Here is a 16537-nt window from a genome sequence, read left to right as displayed (position 1 = left end):
TTAGGAAACAACCCCTGGCAAGGAGGCGATATTGCTTTGATTGTGCTCTTAATGCGACTATTAGTAATTGCTTTATTAGTCTATTTTGTGCTTTTTATTATACGATATGTTCGAAATCCAAAGCGAAAATTAATGCAAGCCAAAGAGCAAAATGAGTTTTATGTAATTGATGAAGCAGAAAATATTCGTAAAAACTTAGAACTAACGTATAAAGGTATTTTGTTTGAAGGTGAAAAATATATAAATGAACAAGTTTTTTCTATTACTATGTTATTAAAAAATCCTGACCAGCTCAATGATTTAACTCATGAAGATATAAGATCAGTGTCCACTAAGGTATCAACTTTATATCCAAAAGCTATTATTACCTGGAAAAGTCCTGTACGAGAGTTTTTAAAGAAAGAGCCACAAAAGCAGTAGCTTTTGGGCTTTTTTAGTGAGAGAACATTTGAAAAACAATGTGCTTACTTCTAGTTGAAAAAAGCCTCTTTGCTTGGCCTAACTTCCATTACAAATTTCTCCCTTTCCGCAGGGTAAGTACCGAGCCTCCTCGTAAACTGGGGGATCTCGCCCTGCTCACTACTCATCTAGTTTGAAAACTATTTCTGGAAACATTAAGTCTTTCATTACTATTCGTTGATAATCAGCTTCTACTTCATAAATTTTCACGCCTTCATTGTCTGCCCCACTTCGTTCTTCACATTATTTACATATAGATTAGCAATAAAGCCACATGAATGATTACTAAAGAAGGGAGACCCAAACGAAAGCTTGCATGCTTTGTTTTATGACGATAGAGATTCATGCCAATCGTTGCCCCTAGAGCTCCTCCTATAATAGCAATAGTCCAAATAGTCTGCTCTTTAATTCTCCATTCATTTCGCTTAGCTCTCTTTTTGTCTGTATTCATTACGTATAAGCCAACAAGATTAATAAACACTGCGTATATTATCAAAAACAAAAATAATCCCTCCAATAAACAAAAAAAGCCTTGCTACCTCGTGGTAACAAGACTTTTCAGTAGAAAATTACTTTTCTAAACCTTTTTTAGCAGCTGCTGCTAATTCAGCAAATGCTTTTTCGTCAGCTACAGCTAAGTCAGCAAGCATTTTACGGTTAACTTCAATACCTGCTAATTTTAATCCGTGCATTAAACGGCTGTAAGAAAGACCGTTCATACGAGCTGCTGCATTGATACGTGTGATCCATAATTTACGGAAATCACGTTTTTTCTGACGACGGTCACGATAAGCATACATGTATGATTTCATTACTTGCTGATTAGCAACTTTGTATAATCTATGCTTTGAACCGAAGAAACCTTTGGCTAATTTTAAAACTTTTTTACGACGTTTGCGTGTTACTGTACCGCCTTTTACGCGTGGCATAATTGTTACCTCCTGTTATGTTTCTATCTCAACCCAAATTACTTAATGTTATCTAATAAGTGACGAATACGTTTGAAGTCACCTTTGCTTACTAAAGAACCTTTACGTAATTTACGTTTTTGTTTAGTAGATTTGTTAGCGAATAAGTGACTAGTGTAAGCACGAGCACGCTTTAACTTACCGCTTCCAGTTTTTTTGAAACGCTTTGCAGCGCCACGATGTGTTTTCATTTTTGGCATGGGGTGTTCCTCCTCGTTCTATTACTTTTCGTTTTTAGGTGCAAGCACTAAGAACATGCTGCGTCCTTCCATTTTTGGAGCTGATTCAACTGAACTAATATCAGCGCAAGCCTCTGAAAAACGATCAAGTACTTTTTGTCCAATTCCTTTATGAGTAATAGCACGACCCTTAAAACGAATTGACGCTTTTACTTTATCACCTTTTTCAAGGAACTTACGTGCGTTACGAAGTTTTGTGTTAAAATCATGCTCATCGATTGTTGGGCTTAAACGAACTTCTTTTAAGTTAACAACCTTTTGGTTTTTACGAGCTTCTCTTTCTTTACGCTGTTGCTCGTAGCGGAACTTACCGTAGTCCATAATACGACATACAGGTGGTTTCGCGTTTGCAGCAACCATTACTAAGTCAAGATTTGCTCGTGCAGCAATATCAAGTGCTTCATTTTTTGATTTAATTCCTAATTGCTCACCGTTTTGATCAATTAGACGAACTTCGCGAGCTCGAATGCCCTCGTTTACCATCATGTCCTTGCTAATAAGTAGCCACCTCCAAGGTTTAATGAATGAATACGCTTGTGTAGATGTTGAGTATACACACAAAAAAGCGTGAGTACACAATGCACCCACACTACTATCGTTAAAAGTAAATACGATGTCAACCTGCTAACTGCTCTATAGGCGTCAATCAGGTGAGAAGCGGGTGCTTCTTCTTCTGCACAAACAAGTATTCAATTACTTAAGCTATTATAGTATCAACAAAGACAAAAGTCAATGATTTCGTTCTTTATTTAACAACAAAAATTATTTTACCAAAGGAAAAACATTTATGCAACATTTTTTTTGCTTTTTTTAAAAAAGGAAAGTGGAGAGGGTCCCCTCTCCACTTTTTTATTAGCGAGTAATTTCTACTTTTAGCCCTGCTAAGAACTGTTCAAAATCAACAGTTTCTGAATTTTGCTCGCCGTATTTACGCACATTGACTGCTTTTTCTTCTACTTCTTTATCTCCCACTACTAGCATGTAAGGGATTTTTTGCATTTGAGCTTCACGAATTTTATAACCAATTTTTTCTTCACGTGAATCTAGTTCCACGCGCACCCCTGCTAACTGAAGTTTCTCTTGAACTTCTTTTGCATAGTCTAAGTGAACTGTTGGAGATACTGGAATCACCTGAACTTGAACAGGTGCTAACCATGTTGGGAACGCCCCTTTGTATTCTTCAATTAAAAAGGCTACAAAGCGTTCCATTGTTGACACAACACCGCGGTGAATAACAACTGGACGATGTTGCTTCCCATCTTCTCCAATATATGTTAAATCAAAGCGTTCTGGTAATAAGAAATCTAGCTGTACTGTTGAAAGAGTTTCTTCTTTTCCAAGAGCCGTTTTAACTTGAACGTCAAGCTTTGGACCATAGAATGCCGCTTCTCCTTCTGCTTCATAGTAATCTAAACCAAGCTCATCCATTGCGTCCTTTAACATCGTTTGTGCTTTTTCCCACATTGCATCATCATCAAAGTACTTTTCTGTATCTTCTGGATCGCGATATGATAAGCGGAACGAATAGTTTTCAAAGCCAAAATCCTTATATACAGCTTCTACTAAACGAACAACACGAATTAGCTCCTCTTTAATTTGATCTGGACGAACAAAAATGTGCGCGTCATTTAGCGTCATACCACGAACACGCTGAAGACCAGCAAGTGCACCGGACATTTCATAACGGTGCATCGTACCTAGCTCTGCGATACGAATCGGTAATTCACGGTAGCTATGAATATCATTTTTATATACCATCATATGGTGCGGACAGTTCATTGGACGAAGAACTAAATCTTCATTATCCATTTCCATTGCTGGGAACATGCCGTCTTGATAATGATCCCAGTGACCAGATGTTTTATATAGCTCTACGCTACCTAGGACTGGTGTGTACACGTGTTGATAACCTAGTGCAACTTCTTTATCCACAATATAGCGTTCGATAACGCGACGAATTGTTGCCCCTTTTGGTAACCATAATGGAAGACCTTGTCCAACTTTTTGTGAGTTTGTGAATAAATTAAGCTCTTTACCAATTTTACGGTGATCACGCTCCTTCGCTTCCTCTAATAAGCGTAAGTGCTCATCTAAGTCCGCTTTTTTGAAGAATGCTGTACCGTAGATACGCTGCAACATTTGATTGTTGCTATCTCCACGCCAGTAAGCACCAGCAATATTCAATAGCTTAAATTCTTTAATTTTGCCGGTTGATGGAACATGAACACCGCGACAAAGATCAAAGAACTCGCCTTGTTGATAAATTGTTACAGTCTCACCTGCTGGAATTGCATCGATAAGCTCTAACTTTAATTCATCTCCAACTTCTTTATATAGCTCAATTGCTTCTTCACGAGATACTTCGCGACGCTCAATATCAATATTTGCATTCACAATCTTCTTCATTTCTTTTTCAATTTCAATTAGATTGTCAGGCGTAATGGATTGCTCCATATCAATGTCATAATAAAATCCACTCTCGATAACTGGTCCTACGCCAAGCTGAACCTTTTGATCTTTAAAAACACGCTTAATCGCTTGAGCCATTAAGTGAGCCGTACTGTGACGCATAATTTCAAGTGCTTCACTTGAATCTTGCGTGATGATTTCAAGCTGACCGTCTGCGTAAATTGGTGTACGTAAATCTAAAAGCTCACCGTTTACCTTACCTGCAATTGATTTTTTCTTTAGCCCTGGGCTAATCGATGACGCAATTTGTTCTGTCGTTGTACCTTTAGGATATTCTTTTACTGCACCATCTGGAAATGTCATTGAAATAACTTCTGACATGTGATTCAACTCCTTATTTATCTCAGTATAATCCTGCATAAACTGGTTATTTATGCAAATAAAAAAACTCGTCCCTTAGTAAGGGACGAGTTGTGTATACACGTGGTACCACCCTTGTTTCTGTCTTTCTGCTTAATAAAGCACAATAAAAGACAGCTCGAGGCTTGATAACGGAAATTCCGTCAGTAATTACTAAAGTAAAATACTTGTTTACTACTGAAGTTTAGAGGTGGTAAGGATATAAATCGTGTTAAGAATCTTTCAGCCATGGATTCCCTCTCTAATAAACCGTAAATATAAACTCATGTCCTCATCATTACTTATCGCTAATTAATATTTTTACAATATGAGCCTATTATATTCATTTTTAAAATAGAAATCAACCTCTCAAGTCAGATTCTCTTTTTTTAAAAATGTGGCTTCTTGTTTTGTACATATGATTACTCGCTCTTGGAAAAGGTTTTGAATGGTATAAATGAAATCATGTGTATGCTCACGATCACTATAAATATAAATATGCTCTGGAGATAGCGTAATGAGAGGCGCTATAACGGATGGATCTATGTATAACGACTCATTCTTTTTCATAAATTCCTCAGCTAAATGTTGACGCTGATTTGCTGTTAACAATGTAAAATTTTCATCATAGAGTTGAAATTCACTTTCTTGTGAATACACAACATGTATTGCTTCGCAGTTTGCCTCTTCCGTTAAAATAACTTGTCTGAGCTGTTCAACAAACATTTGATATTCATATTCTAGTTTATATTCATCAATAGCGATTTCTACATAGTATTGTAAGCGAGATCGATAATTCTTTAATCGAAACTGGAGAAAGGACTCAAATGTAAACGTAACGTTGTTCACTAAGAAATCTTGCAGCGCTTCTCTAATTAATAGCTCTTTCGGCATTGAAAAATCCTGTTTTGGTACATCCTCTTTCTCACCCTCTACAATATGATAGACCATGTCTATAATAAGCTGTAGCTCTTGTGAATCTGTATAAAAAAATTTCTGTGTCAAAATCTCACTTAAAATGGACTCTTCTTTCTGCCCTAATATAAAATCTGTCAATACTGGGATTAGCATATCGTGTACAATTTCGTCTCGATTATATGTCACGTCAATTACTAGAAGCTGACTGTTCACAAGTTTAAAGCATTGCGGAGCATATGATAAAGCGCTTCGTTTCGCGCATAGAGACCTGTAAATACCAATTGCTTCTTTCTCATACTTAAAGAAAATTCTCACTAATGTTAGCCCCCTTTTGGACACGCTTTATTTATATATATGGGGCAACATGAAAAAAAATGAGCAAGTCCTTACATGAAATGTAAAAGAACTGCTCATTTATTACGTTTATTTTCACCTTCCACCTTTACAGGAGTGGCTAACGTCTTGATTCGTTCCATAATCCGCGCGGCTTTCAACTCTTCCTCTTCACCTTTTTGTGTATACGTTAAATGGTGCTTCATCTGCTGAAAATTTAGATTTGACGTAAAAAAAGTCGGTAGATTTTCCAGCATTCGGAATTGAAGGATAGTGCCCAGCACATCGTCTCGCATCCAGCTCGTTACAGATTCTGCGCCCAAGTCATCTAACATTAAGACGGGCACTTTTTTAACGTATTCTATCTTCTCGTTAAAAGTTTTATCTTGAAAAGATCCTTTAAGCTCTCGCAAGAACTCAGGAACATATACAATGGTTGATTTCACTTTCTTTTCAGCTAAGGCATTAGCAATCGCACCTAAAAAGTAGGTTTTCCCAACACCGAAAGACCCATGTAGATAAAGAGCTTTCATCTTTTTATTAGGTTCATACTCCCTGACAAAATCTCGCACTAACTTAATAGCTTCAAGCCGGCCTTGCTCAATTTCAATCTCTGACATGGAAGCGCTCAAAATATCTTTCGGTACATAAAGACACTGAATAAATGACTCTTGCTCTTTGCGTTCATCTTCAGTTACTTTTCTAGGACAGCGCTCATAAGTTACATCAATATTCTTACCATCAATGGAAAGCTTTGGATGATAGCCTTTAATCATATTAACGCAGCTTTGTAAAGATGGACAGTCTTGACACTCTTTGCTCTGCCCTTTAAACTCATGCATCTTAATAAGACCACGTTCTACAATACCTTCATCCAATTGATCCCGATTCTTCCTTAAAAAATCTTGGACATTACGATCAGAAAGTACTTCTGATTTTAACGTTTCAAATCGTTCCTTAAAACCTTGATTATTCGCTAATTTGTTTAGTGAATCATTGATTGACTTCATCCCATTACCTCTCCTTTCCATTCATTAATCCTCACGATTCTTCTTTAAGTCCAAATCAAGCTGCTTTAATTCTTCTTCAAGTTTCCGCTTTTCTTCTTCAAAATCTAAATCTTCTTTTTGGCTTTGAGGTTTCTTTTCCTCTTCCGACTCTTCTTTCAACCAGTCTGGGACCAGCTCTTTACGAACCGTTCGTTTTTTCTTCGTCGTTGCTTGCTTAGACTCAGCCCAATTTTGGTATTCCTTATGCTCATTCTTCGCAATAATCATCGCTTCTTCCACTGTTTTTACCTTTTTACGAGCCCAGTGCCCCGCAATTTTATCCACATATGCTTTCGATAACTTCATATCTGTTCTTAGCATGACATAATAAATAAGTACGTTAGCAACACCAGGAGAAAGATTTTGATGAAACATAACGTCTTCAACCATTTGTAAATCTGCTTTAGAAGGCGTTGCTCCACCGGACAAGTCTGTCAGTAGCTGCTTTGGCGACGTCACTTCTAACTGCTTAATTAACTTCTCCTCTTGAGAAATAGGCTCTTTATGTTCCATTGTTCGTAATAACGGCGGCTGAACTTGTTCACTTAAGTTAGGCAGTGCTTCACCATTTTCAAACTGATAATGGTTTCTAGCAGCTTTTCGAAGCATTTCAATATCTACTTGATCATTTTCATTAAGCGCGTCCAAGACAACATTCTTCATTTGCAAAGCATCGATTTGATATAAAAACGCCAGCTTTTCAATTGCTGACCTTACTTTGATTGTAATGGCTTTTTTAGAAATCATGGACTCGGTTAAACCTGCCAGAAATAAATCAAAATCAAACCCTGCATCCCTAATCGTTATATTCGCTCTTTTGGAGTTATCAACATAGTCTAAATCTTTACTTGGTATGAAGACATCTTGATTCTCTCGTTGTAAACTTGACGTGAGCTCTGTCGTTTGTACTGACTTATAGACATCGTTAAATGACCGAGTAACGTCTTTAAATTCCATCTGGTCAACAGCTGGGTCCATAAAGTATCGTCTAATTTTTTGAAATACATTTTTCCCTAATCGATTGTATAAGTAGACATTTAAAACACCATCATCAAAGAACTGTTGTGGTGTTAATGGAGGAATTAACTCATAAATATAAACTCTTCCCCCGTCATCTTCTTTCATATAGGTTTTTAATAAGCCAATTCCCTCAAGCTTTAATCGCTCTTGATAAATGGATTTTAAGTTCATTTGCATAACGGCCATTAGATGATGATGCGTTACTTCTGCTCCCCACAAGCGCCCTTGCTCTAGTTCACTCCATAACGTCATATATAAGCCATAGCACACGGTTCCAATTAACGGTTGATAGAGAGTTGTTAACACTTTTCGATCATATTCTTGAATAACGCCGCTCGTTCTCACAACATAACGGTCAACTGGAATAATTTCTTTCCAATGTTGCTCATTCATCATCATTACCTACCCAATTCTAAAATAGCAAAAAAGAGCTAAAAAATCTCTTTAATAGCTCTTTTATAGTTTTTCTTTCTTAATTAACTCTTTTAGTTCATCAATAAAGACATTAATGTCTTTAAATTGACGATAAACAGAGGCAAAGCGTACATACGATACTTCATCAATAGCAGCTAGCCTTTCCATTACCATTTCCCCAACAACGTCCGACTGAACTTCTGATGCACCTTGACTACGCAGTTCAGATTCAATATCATGTACAGTATCTTCAAGTTGTTTCAAGCTAACTTGTCTTTTTTCACATGCCTTAATCAAACCGCGTAAAATCTTCTCTTTACTAAATTCTTCACGCGCTCCGTCTTTTTTCACTACGATTAAAGGTGGCTCTTCTACTTTTTCAAATGTTGTATAACGGTAGTGACAATTTTCGCATTCACGTCGCCTGCGAATTGAACGACCTTCTTCAACAGGCCGTGAGTCTAACACTCTCGTTCCATTATACTGACAGGAAGGACATTTCATCTTCTCAACTCCAATAAATAACCTTTTATATTTGTATAAACTAAGCAGCTTGTACGAACTGACTGCCTATGTATGTTAGAAATTTAAAATAAAAATTCACTTTCTTTTCATATTATAGAAAACAAAGCTTGAATACAAGTGAAGGAGAATGAATTCTGAAATTTTATTTCCTAAAACATTTGTTTTCCAATAGATAAAGGCGTTATACAGCTTTATTTATTCAATATACTTTATTTCCCTTACTTAATAGCAATCAAATGCTGATCAAAATGCTTATAAAAAAAGATGATTAATTCTTTACTATACCCAAAATCGAATGGCATCACTTTTGATTCCGTTGTAACCGAAAAATCGATAGCGGTTTCAAAAGGTCGTAATGAAATAATCGTAATAACAACAAATGCTTTTCGCCCCTTAGATACGTTTAAACTAATCTCTCCACGCTCTTCATAAGCAGCTAAAATCTCTACTCCATTCATATTCTTCAATAAATTTTGCACCTGAGTAAATGTTTGAGAGGCTGTTGATTTATAGTAATGTGTTTGTAACTTTGGATTCTCGTGGTGGTCTCTAGTTTCAGAATGATTCGAAAAAACTGACTTTACTTTTTGAATAATCCCCATGTTGTATAGACTCCTTTTTATCAAAATAATCGCTATAGCTATTAAAAATATACTAGCTACTTTCTTTATTATAATGGATAAACGATATTTTTGTATCTAAAAAGGACTGTCTATAAATGGCGAGTCCAATTTATAGAGCAGTCCCTAATTGTCTTAGCTTTGTTTTATACTATTAAAGTACATTTGCTTTCGTTTGCTTTACTTGTACAGGACCCATTCCACGTGGCACTTCAATTGTCTCACGTGTTTGAGCATTTAGTTCATCTGCAATATAGTCAGCAGCGATTGTTGGATCTAAGTCTCCACATGTGTATACATCGATACTTGCATATCCATGCTCTGGAAAGCTGTGAATAGTTAAGTGTGATTCTGAGATAATAACAACCCCACTTACACCCTGAGGTGCAAACTTATGAAAAGCAACCTCACGAACTTCCGCTCCAGTCTTTAATGCTGCATCTACAAACGTTTTTTCAATATAATCCATATCATTCAACTTATCGAAATCACAACCCCATAATTCTGAGATAACGTGACGACCCATTGTTTCCATAATGATATTTCCCCCTTTAACAATTTTTAATCGTTAAATATGAAATTCTTTCGCCATATAGCATGTTAACTACCACGGGGGAAAGTTAGTCCAGAGAGGTCCTAACCCTTTAAGTAGATACATAACCGAAAGGTACACAAGAAGTTCACGAAACATAGTATACTTTGTTTAGACTTATTTTGCAACACGTGATTTTATTTAAATTTACAATCTGTAGCTAAACACAATTTATTCTCTGCCCCACCGCTTTCTTAAGACCTCTCATTTATTAGTTCCCTATCTTAATTAGAACAAACAATGAATTCAAACACAAAAAGCGAGGCATGATTGCCTCGCTTTTTTATCCAACTTTTAGCTTTGAATTTTGAATCATTTCTGCTGTAATATATTTCACCAAATCGACTACTCTTTGTGAGTATCCCCATTCATTATCGTACCACGCTAATACTTTAATTTTATGTTCATCCATGACCATCGTTGATAAGCCGTCAATGATTGCTGAATGAGGGTTTGTATTGAAATCAATTGATACTAATGGTTCTGTTGTAAATGCCAATATGCCTTGTAAGGGACCCTCTGCCGATTGAATAAACATTTCATTCACCGCTTCTTTTGTTACCGCTTTCCTAACATCGACAACAAGGTCGACAAGCGAGACATTTGGCGTTGGAACCCGCAGCGCCATACCATGTAATTTCCCACTGAGATGAGGAAGCACCAGCGATAATGCTTTGGCAGCCCCAGTTGTTGTAGGGATAATGGACTGACCGCATGCGCGCGCGCGTCGCAAATCTTTATGTGGATTATCAATATTTTTTTGATCATTCGTATATGCGTGAACTGTTGTCATCAATCCGTTCTCAATGGTGAAAGCTTCGTCTAATACTTTCACAACAGGCGCTAGGCAGTTTGTCGTACAAGATGCATTTGAGATAATATGGTGCTTATGCACATCCAATACCTTTTCATTTACCCCCATTACAATCGTGACATCTTCATCTTTACCAGGTGCTGTTAAGACAACTTTTTGAGCACCAGCCTCAATATGTAACTGTGCTTTTTCTCTAGAGTTAAATTTCCCAGTTGCTTCAATCACTAGATCAATTTGCAACTGTTTCCACGGTAATAAGAGTGGGTCTCGCGAGTCAAGCAGTTGAATTCTTTTACCATTTACAATCAACGCATCTGTTTCACAAATAACTTCTCCATTAAATGGACCATGAATAGAGTCATATTTAATTAAATGTGCTAATGTTTCTGCAGGATAGCTTGCATTAATTGCAACAATATCTAACTTCTCCTCTTCAATTGCTGTTCGAAAAACCATTCTTCCAATTCTCCCAAAACCATTAATTGCAATTCGTGCTTTCATGGCTGTTCCCCCTAACAAATATGTTATACTATTTAACCTTTTATACAAAATAGTATAACATAAATAATTTTAAAATGAAGAATTATTGCACATTATTTTATTGTCTTATTCTACATATATTAAAAAAAGCTGGAAAGAATGACTTCTCTCCAGCTCAATTTGTTAATTTTGATACAAGTTTTATCACTTGTTCTTTTGTTTCAGCTATACTTCCATTATTATTAACTATAAAATCTGCCATCTTTGCCTTTTCAGTTAAAGGCAGCTGAGACTTAATTCTTGCTAATGCATCTTCTTTAGAAAGGTTATTTCGCTTCTGTAGTCGCTCAAGCTGCACAAGTTCATTTACATGGACAACAACAACTTGGTCTACCAGATACGTTAATTTGCTTTCAAACAAAAGCGGAATATCCAACACAACTAGCTGATATTGCTCAGCAATCAGCTGCTCTTTTTGCTTTAACATTTCCTTTCGAACTTCCGGGTGTACAATTGAATTTAGCTTTTGACGTTCCTGTTCATTATGAAAGATAATCTGACCAAGAGCAGCACGATTAATTTCTAAATCTTCTTGTAAAATGCCTTTTCCAAACGTCTCAACAATTTTACTATAAGCCGCTCTACCGTTCTGAACGACTTCTTTTGCAATTTGATCAGCATCAATAACCGGTATACTCATTTCACGGAATATGGCTGCAACCGTACTTTTTCCACTAGCAATTCCACCCGTTAAACCAACAACAATCGTCATAATGTTCTCCCTTTTTAATTCTTATAATCTAAATATCCCCATTAAAATCAATACAACACCTGGTACAAATGAAAACATCCTCATCCAAGCTAATTTAGAAAACCATTTTCCAATTTGAATTCCTAATGTAAGAAAAATAAAACTCATTGCTGCTACGGCAATGGCCAATATAATTGGAGAATAGCCTAATAAAGCTGCTGCTATTCCAGCTCCAAATGCATCCAACGATAACGCAATACCTAAAATTAACGCTTCAACTCCCGTAATAGAGCCGGATTTATCTAAATCTGCTGTCGTCGGCTTTTTCAAAATGTTAATAACCAACCCAATAGATTTTATTTCCACTTTAAAAATAATCTTTTCTTCCAACTTTGCTGTTTCCTCATCTTCAGGACGAAAAAATTGATACAAAATCCACATGCCCAACAATACAAAGATAATACCACCAATGGTGTCAAGCGCAGCCGGAGAAAATAAGTGAGTAATCATTTTACCGACAAACATTGCAAGAGTTAATGTAAACGCGGAACAACATGCAATGATTAAAATTGATTTAAACGGAATTTTAAGTTTTCTCAATCCGTATGTTAATCCTACGCTGAAGCTATCTAGGCTTACTGCAAAAGCTACTAGTATTAAAGAAAGTGAAATCATCTTAAAGAGCTCCTTCCATTTCATCTATCTAAAGTATATGAAAGGAGCCCATCCATTGTTATTATTCTTCAAGCTTCTGGCAACTTGGACAAATATGCGTACCTCTTCCCGCTACTACATATTTTCTAATCGGGGTGCCACATATAGCACAAGGTTGGTCTTTTTTCCCATAAACATAAAGCTGAAGCTGAAACATTCCCATCTCTCCTTGAGTGTTTACGTAGGACCGAATGGTGCTTCCGCCTTTTTCAACCGCTTCCTGTAGAGTTGCTACTATTTCTTTATGCAAACGGTCCAGCTCTTCATCGGTGAGCTCGCTTGCTACACGTTCAGGATGTATACGAGCTCGAAACAGTGCTTCATCCACATAAATATTTCCAAGACCAACGACCACTTGTTGATCTAATAAGACCGCCTTAATTTTTCGGGTCGTTCGACCGATTCGTTTTTTTAGAACTTCAGCTGTAAACAGCGCTTCAAAAGGCTCTGGACCAAGTATACTTAGGGGTAGTGATGATTCTTCTTCTCCTGGCTGAAATAAATGCATAGTCCCAAATTTCCGTACATCTTTGTACCTTAACTGCGTACCATCGGTAAACAAAAAGATAACATGCGTATGCTTATCAATCGGTTCATCCTTTTCAGCAAGAGCGTACTTCCCTTCCATTCGGAGATGAGAAACCAATACGTAGTCATCTAAGATAATTTTCAAAAATTTACCTCGACGGTGTACATCTAGAATCGTCTGTCCCTTTAGTGCGTCACAAAACTGTTCAACATCAACTGGTCGCTTAATGATATTTGACCAAGTTACTTTTACTTCATCAATTGTTTTTCCTTTTACTAAATGAATGAGCGTGCGGCGAACCGTTTCAACCTCTGGTAATTCCGGCACCTTATCCACCTCTCTTTGCTAGTTCATTGTTGTTTACTTAGCATCAAACCAAGTAGCACCGTATGAATAATCTACCTTTAAAGGTACATCTAATTTCAGTGCGCTTTCCATTACTTCTGGAACAATGCGTTCAAGAATTTCAATTTCATGTTTCGGTGCTTCAAAGATAAGCTCATCATGTACTTGAAGAAGAAGCTTGGTTTCTAAATTTTCTTCTTTTAATCGCTTAGCCATCTCGAGCATTGCTTTTTTGATAATATCAGCAGCTGTTCCTTGAATAGGTGTGTTCATAGCCGTTCTCTCAGCAAAACTTCTGAGATTGAAGTTGCGGCTTGTAATCTCAGGTAGGTAGCGACGACGGTGCAATAAAGTCGTTACATAGCCTGTTTCTTTCGCTTGACGTATAATGTCTGCCATATATTCTTGAACTCCAGGAAAACTTTCTAAGTAGCGCTCAATAAACTTTGCTGCTTCTTTTCGCGTAATGCCGAGATTCTGTGATAACCCATAATCACTAATGCCATACACTATCCCGAAGTTAACCGCTTTTGCTTGACGTCTCATATTCGACGTCACATCTTCTTTTGCTACGTGGAACACATCCATAGCCGTTTTCGTATGAACATCTAGATCTTCTGTAAATGCCTCAATTAGTTTTTCATCCGCTGCAATATGTGCTAAGACACGCAGCTCGATTTGAGAATAATCGGCGGCAAAGATTACCCAATCTTTCTGAGAAGGAACAAAAGCTGAACGTATTTTTTTCCCTTCTTCCAAGCGGATAGGGATATTTTGCAAATTAGGATCAACTGAACTTAACCGTCCTGTTTGCGTTAACGTTTGATTAAAACGCGTATGAACTTTTTCATCAGAATGAATGACTTTCTTTAGCCCTTCCACATATGTAGACTGAAGCTTACCAAGCTGACGGTATTCTAAGATTTCTTGGATAATTTCATGCTTATTAGCCAACTGTTCCAACACATCTGCAGAAGTAGAATAGCCCGTTTTTGTCTTTTTAATAACGGGAAGCTCAAGCTTTTCAAACAATATAACTCCCAGCTGCTTCGTTGAATTAATGTTAAATTCTTCTCCAGCGTAACTATAAATAGTAGCTTCTAATTCCTTCAAGCGCTCATGAATAGTTTTCCCTAACTCATCTAGTCGGTTGTGGTCAATTTTCACTCCTTGATATTCCATGTCAGCTAATACAAATGACAGGGGCATCTCAAGCTGTTCATATAAGTCATATTGCTCATTTTCTTTTAGCTCTGTTAGCAGCTTTTCTTTTAAAAATCGAAGCGCTGCAGCTTTTCTAGCAACATGTTCTGCTAATTCATCTACTTCAGGTACAGATTTCTTTGCACCTTTTCCATATACTGCTTCATCAGAGTTTACTTGCGTATAGCCTTTTAACTTAGCAATTGTAGCTAAATCATCGTTGGCTTCCGCAGGGTTTAAGATATAGGAAGCAATCATGATATCTTGTTCAATTCCTTTAATCTCATAGCCTTCCCAACGCATCGCGACAACCATTCTTTTTCCATCAAATACGGTCTTTTTCATTGATGCATCCTGCAGCCAGTTTACAAATTCAGAAGACTCTAAGGCTACTGATTTTTCAATGAAAAAGTGGCCGTTTTCATTGCTAATACCAAAGCCTAACAGCTGATCACGATGATAATTCTCTTCATACCCTTCCACAACAAGCGCAGCGTCTTTGGTTAGTATATTTTTGTCTACACTTTGCACTATCTTATGTTCAAGCTCTTCAAAAGAATTGCTATCCTCTGAATCGCCACCAAATTTATCTAACAAGGAATTAAAGCCGAGCTCTTTAAATAATGCTAGAAGCTTTTCACTATTTTCACCTTCATACAAAACGCTTTCCAAGCTCACTTCAATGGGTGCGTTTGTGTCGATTGTAGCAAGCTCTTTGCTCATGAGTGCCTGCTCTTTGTTATCCGATAGCTTTTCTTTTAATTTTTTACCACTTACTTGATCGATCGATTCCAAGACGTTTTCAACTGTACCAAACTCTTTTAACAATTTCAGAGCCGTCTTTTCTCCAACTCCAGGAACACCCGGAATGTTGTCAGAAGAGTCCCCCATAAGCCCCTTCATATCAATTATTTGCATAGCCTTAATTCCATACTTCTCATCAATTAAAGCTGGAGTATAGGCATCAACATCTGTAATGCCTTTTCGCGTGATACCGACTGTTATGTGTTCTGAAACAAGCTGAAGTAAATCTTTATCACCTGAAATTACTTTCACTTCAAAGTTCTCTTTTTCAGCTTGTGTTGCCAATGTACCGATAATGTCATCGGCTTCGTAATTCTCTAGCTCATAGCGCTTAATTCCGTAAGCATCTAGCAAGTCTCGAATAAATGGAAATTGCTCTGATAACTCAGGCGGCGTTTTTTGTCTTCCACCTTTATACTCTGTAAATGTTTTATGACGAAACGTTGTTTTGCCAGCATCAAATGCAACAAGAAGATGTGTTGGTTTCTCCTCTTCTAAAATGCGCATTAACATCGTTGTAAATCCGTAAATGGCGTTTGTATGTATACCTTTATCATTATTCAGTAAAGGCAGAGCAAAAAATGCACGATATGCAATACTATTGCCGTCTATTAATACTAATTTCTTGGACATGAATAATCCTCCATTTCAAAAAAAAGAACGTTTATTCTATTTTATCAAAAGTTCCCTCTTAACAACAAAAACTAATCTATCTAATTACAGTTAGTTTTTTACCAGAAACTAGTTTCATACATAATTTGAACGAGGAATGCGCCTCAATTATAAATGGTATAAACAAAAAAGGCATTATCCTTTATAGAATAATGCCTTTGTCTTATGTCATAAAAAAATAGACGAAAGAAGTATGAAGACTCCTTTCGTCTTCCAAAATTGGCTCCTTGGATGAAGGGGTTTCCATAGAAAAGTATAACAAGCTTATATTAAGCTTCCT

General features: G+C 36.9%; 17 protein-coding genes and 1 other annotated feature. Of the genes, 1 reads left to right on the top strand and 16 read right to left on the bottom strand.

All coding sequences use genetic code 11. From position 1 onward, the window contains the following. Nucleotides 1-36: 36 nt before the first annotated feature. Nucleotides 37-420, top strand: a complete 384-nt coding sequence (locus tag V2145_RS01035; protein WP_131888368.1) for a hypothetical protein — start codon at nucleotides 37-39, stop codon at nucleotides 418-420. 286 nt (nucleotides 421-706) lie between these two features. Here the strand turns inward: V2145_RS01035 and V2145_RS01030 are convergent, their stop codons facing one another. The 16 genes from V2145_RS01030 to polA all read right to left on the bottom strand — a co-directional run bounded on the left by V2145_RS01030 (nucleotide 707) and on the right by polA (nucleotide 16218). After that, complete coding sequence (locus tag V2145_RS01030) at nucleotides 707-961, bottom strand: DUF1294 domain-containing protein (protein WP_210609374.1); 255 nt, start codon at nucleotides 959-961, stop codon at nucleotides 707-709. 67 nt (nucleotides 962-1028) lie between these two features. Further along, nucleotides 1029-1388 carry a 50S ribosomal protein L20 gene (gene rplT, locus V2145_RS01025; RefSeq protein ID WP_061784963.1) on the bottom strand — a complete coding sequence of 120 codons (360 nt, stop codon included), beginning with the start codon at nucleotides 1386-1388 and terminating at the stop codon, nucleotides 1029-1031. Between the two features lie 38 nt (nucleotides 1389-1426). Beyond that, on the bottom strand, nucleotides 1427-1627 hold the full coding sequence (gene rpmI, locus V2145_RS01020; RefSeq protein ID WP_013059426.1) for a 50S ribosomal protein L35: 201 nt from the start codon (nucleotides 1625-1627) through the stop codon (nucleotides 1427-1429). Nucleotides 1628-1648: 21 nt separating this feature from the next. Beyond that, complete coding sequence (infC, locus tag V2145_RS01015; protein WP_131888370.1) at nucleotides 1649-2152, bottom strand: translation initiation factor IF-3; 504 nt, start codon at nucleotides 2150-2152, stop codon at nucleotides 1649-1651. A 67-nt stretch (nucleotides 2153-2219) separates the two neighbouring features. Next, nucleotides 2220-2345: a sequence feature (ribosomal protein L20 leader region), on the bottom strand. Nucleotides 2346-2518: 173 nt separating this feature from the next. Continuing rightward, nucleotides 2519-4456 carry a threonine--tRNA ligase gene (gene thrS, locus V2145_RS01010; protein ID WP_330987260.1) on the bottom strand — a complete coding sequence of 646 codons (1938 nt, stop codon included), beginning with the start codon at nucleotides 4454-4456 and terminating at the stop codon, nucleotides 2519-2521. A 387-nt stretch (nucleotides 4457-4843) separates the two neighbouring features. Continuing rightward, nucleotides 4844-5707: a putative sporulation protein YtxC gene (locus V2145_RS01005; protein WP_311856420.1), complete on the bottom strand. Its 864-nt coding sequence runs from the start codon at nucleotides 5705-5707 to the stop codon at nucleotides 4844-4846. A gap of 95 nt (nucleotides 5708-5802) precedes the next feature. After that, entirely contained in the window at nucleotides 5803-6735 is a 933-nt protein-coding gene (dnaI, locus tag V2145_RS01000; protein ID WP_094911858.1) for a primosomal protein DnaI, read from the bottom strand. Nucleotides 6736-6759: 24 nt separating this feature from the next. Continuing rightward, nucleotides 6760-8187, bottom strand: a complete 1428-nt coding sequence (locus tag V2145_RS00995; protein ID WP_131888372.1) for a replication initiation and membrane attachment family protein — start codon at nucleotides 8185-8187, stop codon at nucleotides 6760-6762. Between the two features lie 63 nt (nucleotides 8188-8250). Beyond that, nucleotides 8251-8712 (bottom strand): transcriptional regulator NrdR, encoded by a 462-nt coding sequence (gene nrdR / locus V2145_RS00990; protein ID WP_094911859.1) that lies wholly within the window; start codon nucleotides 8710-8712, stop codon nucleotides 8251-8253. Between the two features lie 239 nt (nucleotides 8713-8951). Then, nucleotides 8952-9335, bottom strand: coding sequence for a cytosolic protein (locus V2145_RS00985; RefSeq protein ID WP_094911860.1), 384 nt, complete (start codon nucleotides 9333-9335; stop codon nucleotides 8952-8954). A gap of 172 nt (nucleotides 9336-9507) precedes the next feature. Beyond that, entirely contained in the window at nucleotides 9508-9888 is a 381-nt protein-coding gene (speD, locus tag V2145_RS00980) for an adenosylmethionine decarboxylase (RefSeq protein WP_025907230.1), read from the bottom strand. A 340-nt stretch (nucleotides 9889-10228) separates the two neighbouring features. Further along, nucleotides 10229-11260: a glyceraldehyde-3-phosphate dehydrogenase gene (locus tag V2145_RS00975; RefSeq protein ID WP_094911862.1), complete on the bottom strand. Its 1032-nt coding sequence runs from the start codon at nucleotides 11258-11260 to the stop codon at nucleotides 10229-10231. A gap of 154 nt (nucleotides 11261-11414) precedes the next feature. Further along, a complete protein-coding gene (gene coaE, locus V2145_RS00970) occupies nucleotides 11415-12011 on the bottom strand; it encodes a dephospho-CoA kinase (RefSeq protein WP_131888373.1) in 597 nt (198 codons plus the stop codon). A gap of 21 nt (nucleotides 12012-12032) precedes the next feature. Next, on the bottom strand, nucleotides 12033-12665 hold the full coding sequence (ytaF, locus tag V2145_RS00965; RefSeq protein WP_094911864.1) for a sporulation membrane protein YtaF: 633 nt from the start codon (nucleotides 12663-12665) through the stop codon (nucleotides 12033-12035). Between the two features lie 61 nt (nucleotides 12666-12726). Next, entirely contained in the window at nucleotides 12727-13560 is an 834-nt protein-coding gene (gene mutM, locus V2145_RS00960) for a DNA-formamidopyrimidine glycosylase (RefSeq protein WP_094911865.1), read from the bottom strand. A 33-nt stretch (nucleotides 13561-13593) separates the two neighbouring features. Further along, nucleotides 13594-16218, bottom strand: coding sequence for a DNA polymerase I (gene polA / locus V2145_RS00955; RefSeq protein WP_330987259.1), 2625 nt, complete (start codon nucleotides 16216-16218; stop codon nucleotides 13594-13596). Nucleotides 16219-16537 lie beyond the last annotated feature (319 nt).

Source organism: Priestia sp. GS2 (assembly GCF_036409025.1).
GTDB classification, from domain to species: Bacteria; Bacillota; Bacilli; order Bacillales; family Bacillaceae_H; genus Priestia; species Priestia aryabhattai_A.
Note: the sequence above shows the minus strand (reverse complement) of the source record. Positions and strands in the feature narration are given on the sequence as shown.

Coding starts and splice junctions, on each gene's coding strand:
- rplT (WP_061784963.1), bottom strand. CDS start 1,388: ATGCCACGCGTAAAAGGCGGTACAGTAACACGCAAACGTCGTAAAAAA.
- rpmI (WP_013059426.1), bottom strand. CDS start 1,627: ATGCCAAAAATGAAAACACATCGTGGCGCTGCAAAGCGTTTCAAAAAA.
- infC (WP_131888370.1), bottom strand. CDS start 2,152: ATGATGGTAAACGAGGGCATTCGAGCTCGCGAAGTTCGTCTAATTGAT.
- thrS (WP_330987260.1), bottom strand. CDS start 4,456: ATGTCAGAAGTTATTTCAATGACATTTCCAGATGGTGCAGTAAAAGAA.
- dnaI (WP_094911858.1), bottom strand. CDS start 6,735: ATGAAGTCAATCAATGATTCACTAAACAAATTAGCGAATAATCAAGGT.
- V2145_RS00995 (WP_131888372.1), bottom strand. CDS start 8,187: ATGAATGAGCAACATTGGAAAGAAATTATTCCAGTTGACCGTTATGTT.
- nrdR (WP_094911859.1), bottom strand. CDS start 8,712: ATGAAATGTCCTTCCTGTCAGTATAATGGAACGAGAGTGTTAGACTCA.
- V2145_RS00985 (WP_094911860.1), bottom strand. CDS start 9,335: ATGGGGATTATTCAAAAAGTAAAGTCAGTTTTTTCGAATCATTCTGAA.
- speD (WP_025907230.1), bottom strand. CDS start 9,888: ATGGAAACAATGGGTCGTCACGTTATCTCAGAATTATGGGGTTGTGAT.
- V2145_RS00975 (WP_094911862.1), bottom strand. CDS start 11,260: ATGAAAGCACGAATTGCAATTAATGGTTTTGGGAGAATTGGAAGAATG.
- coaE (WP_131888373.1), bottom strand. CDS start 12,011: ATGACGATTGTTGTTGGTTTAACGGGTGGAATTGCTAGTGGAAAAAGT.
- ytaF (WP_094911864.1), bottom strand. CDS start 12,665: ATGATTTCACTTTCTTTAATACTAGTAGCTTTTGCAGTAAGCCTAGAT.
- polA (WP_330987259.1), bottom strand. CDS start 16,218: ATGTCCAAGAAATTAGTATTAATAGACGGCAATAGTATTGCATATCGT.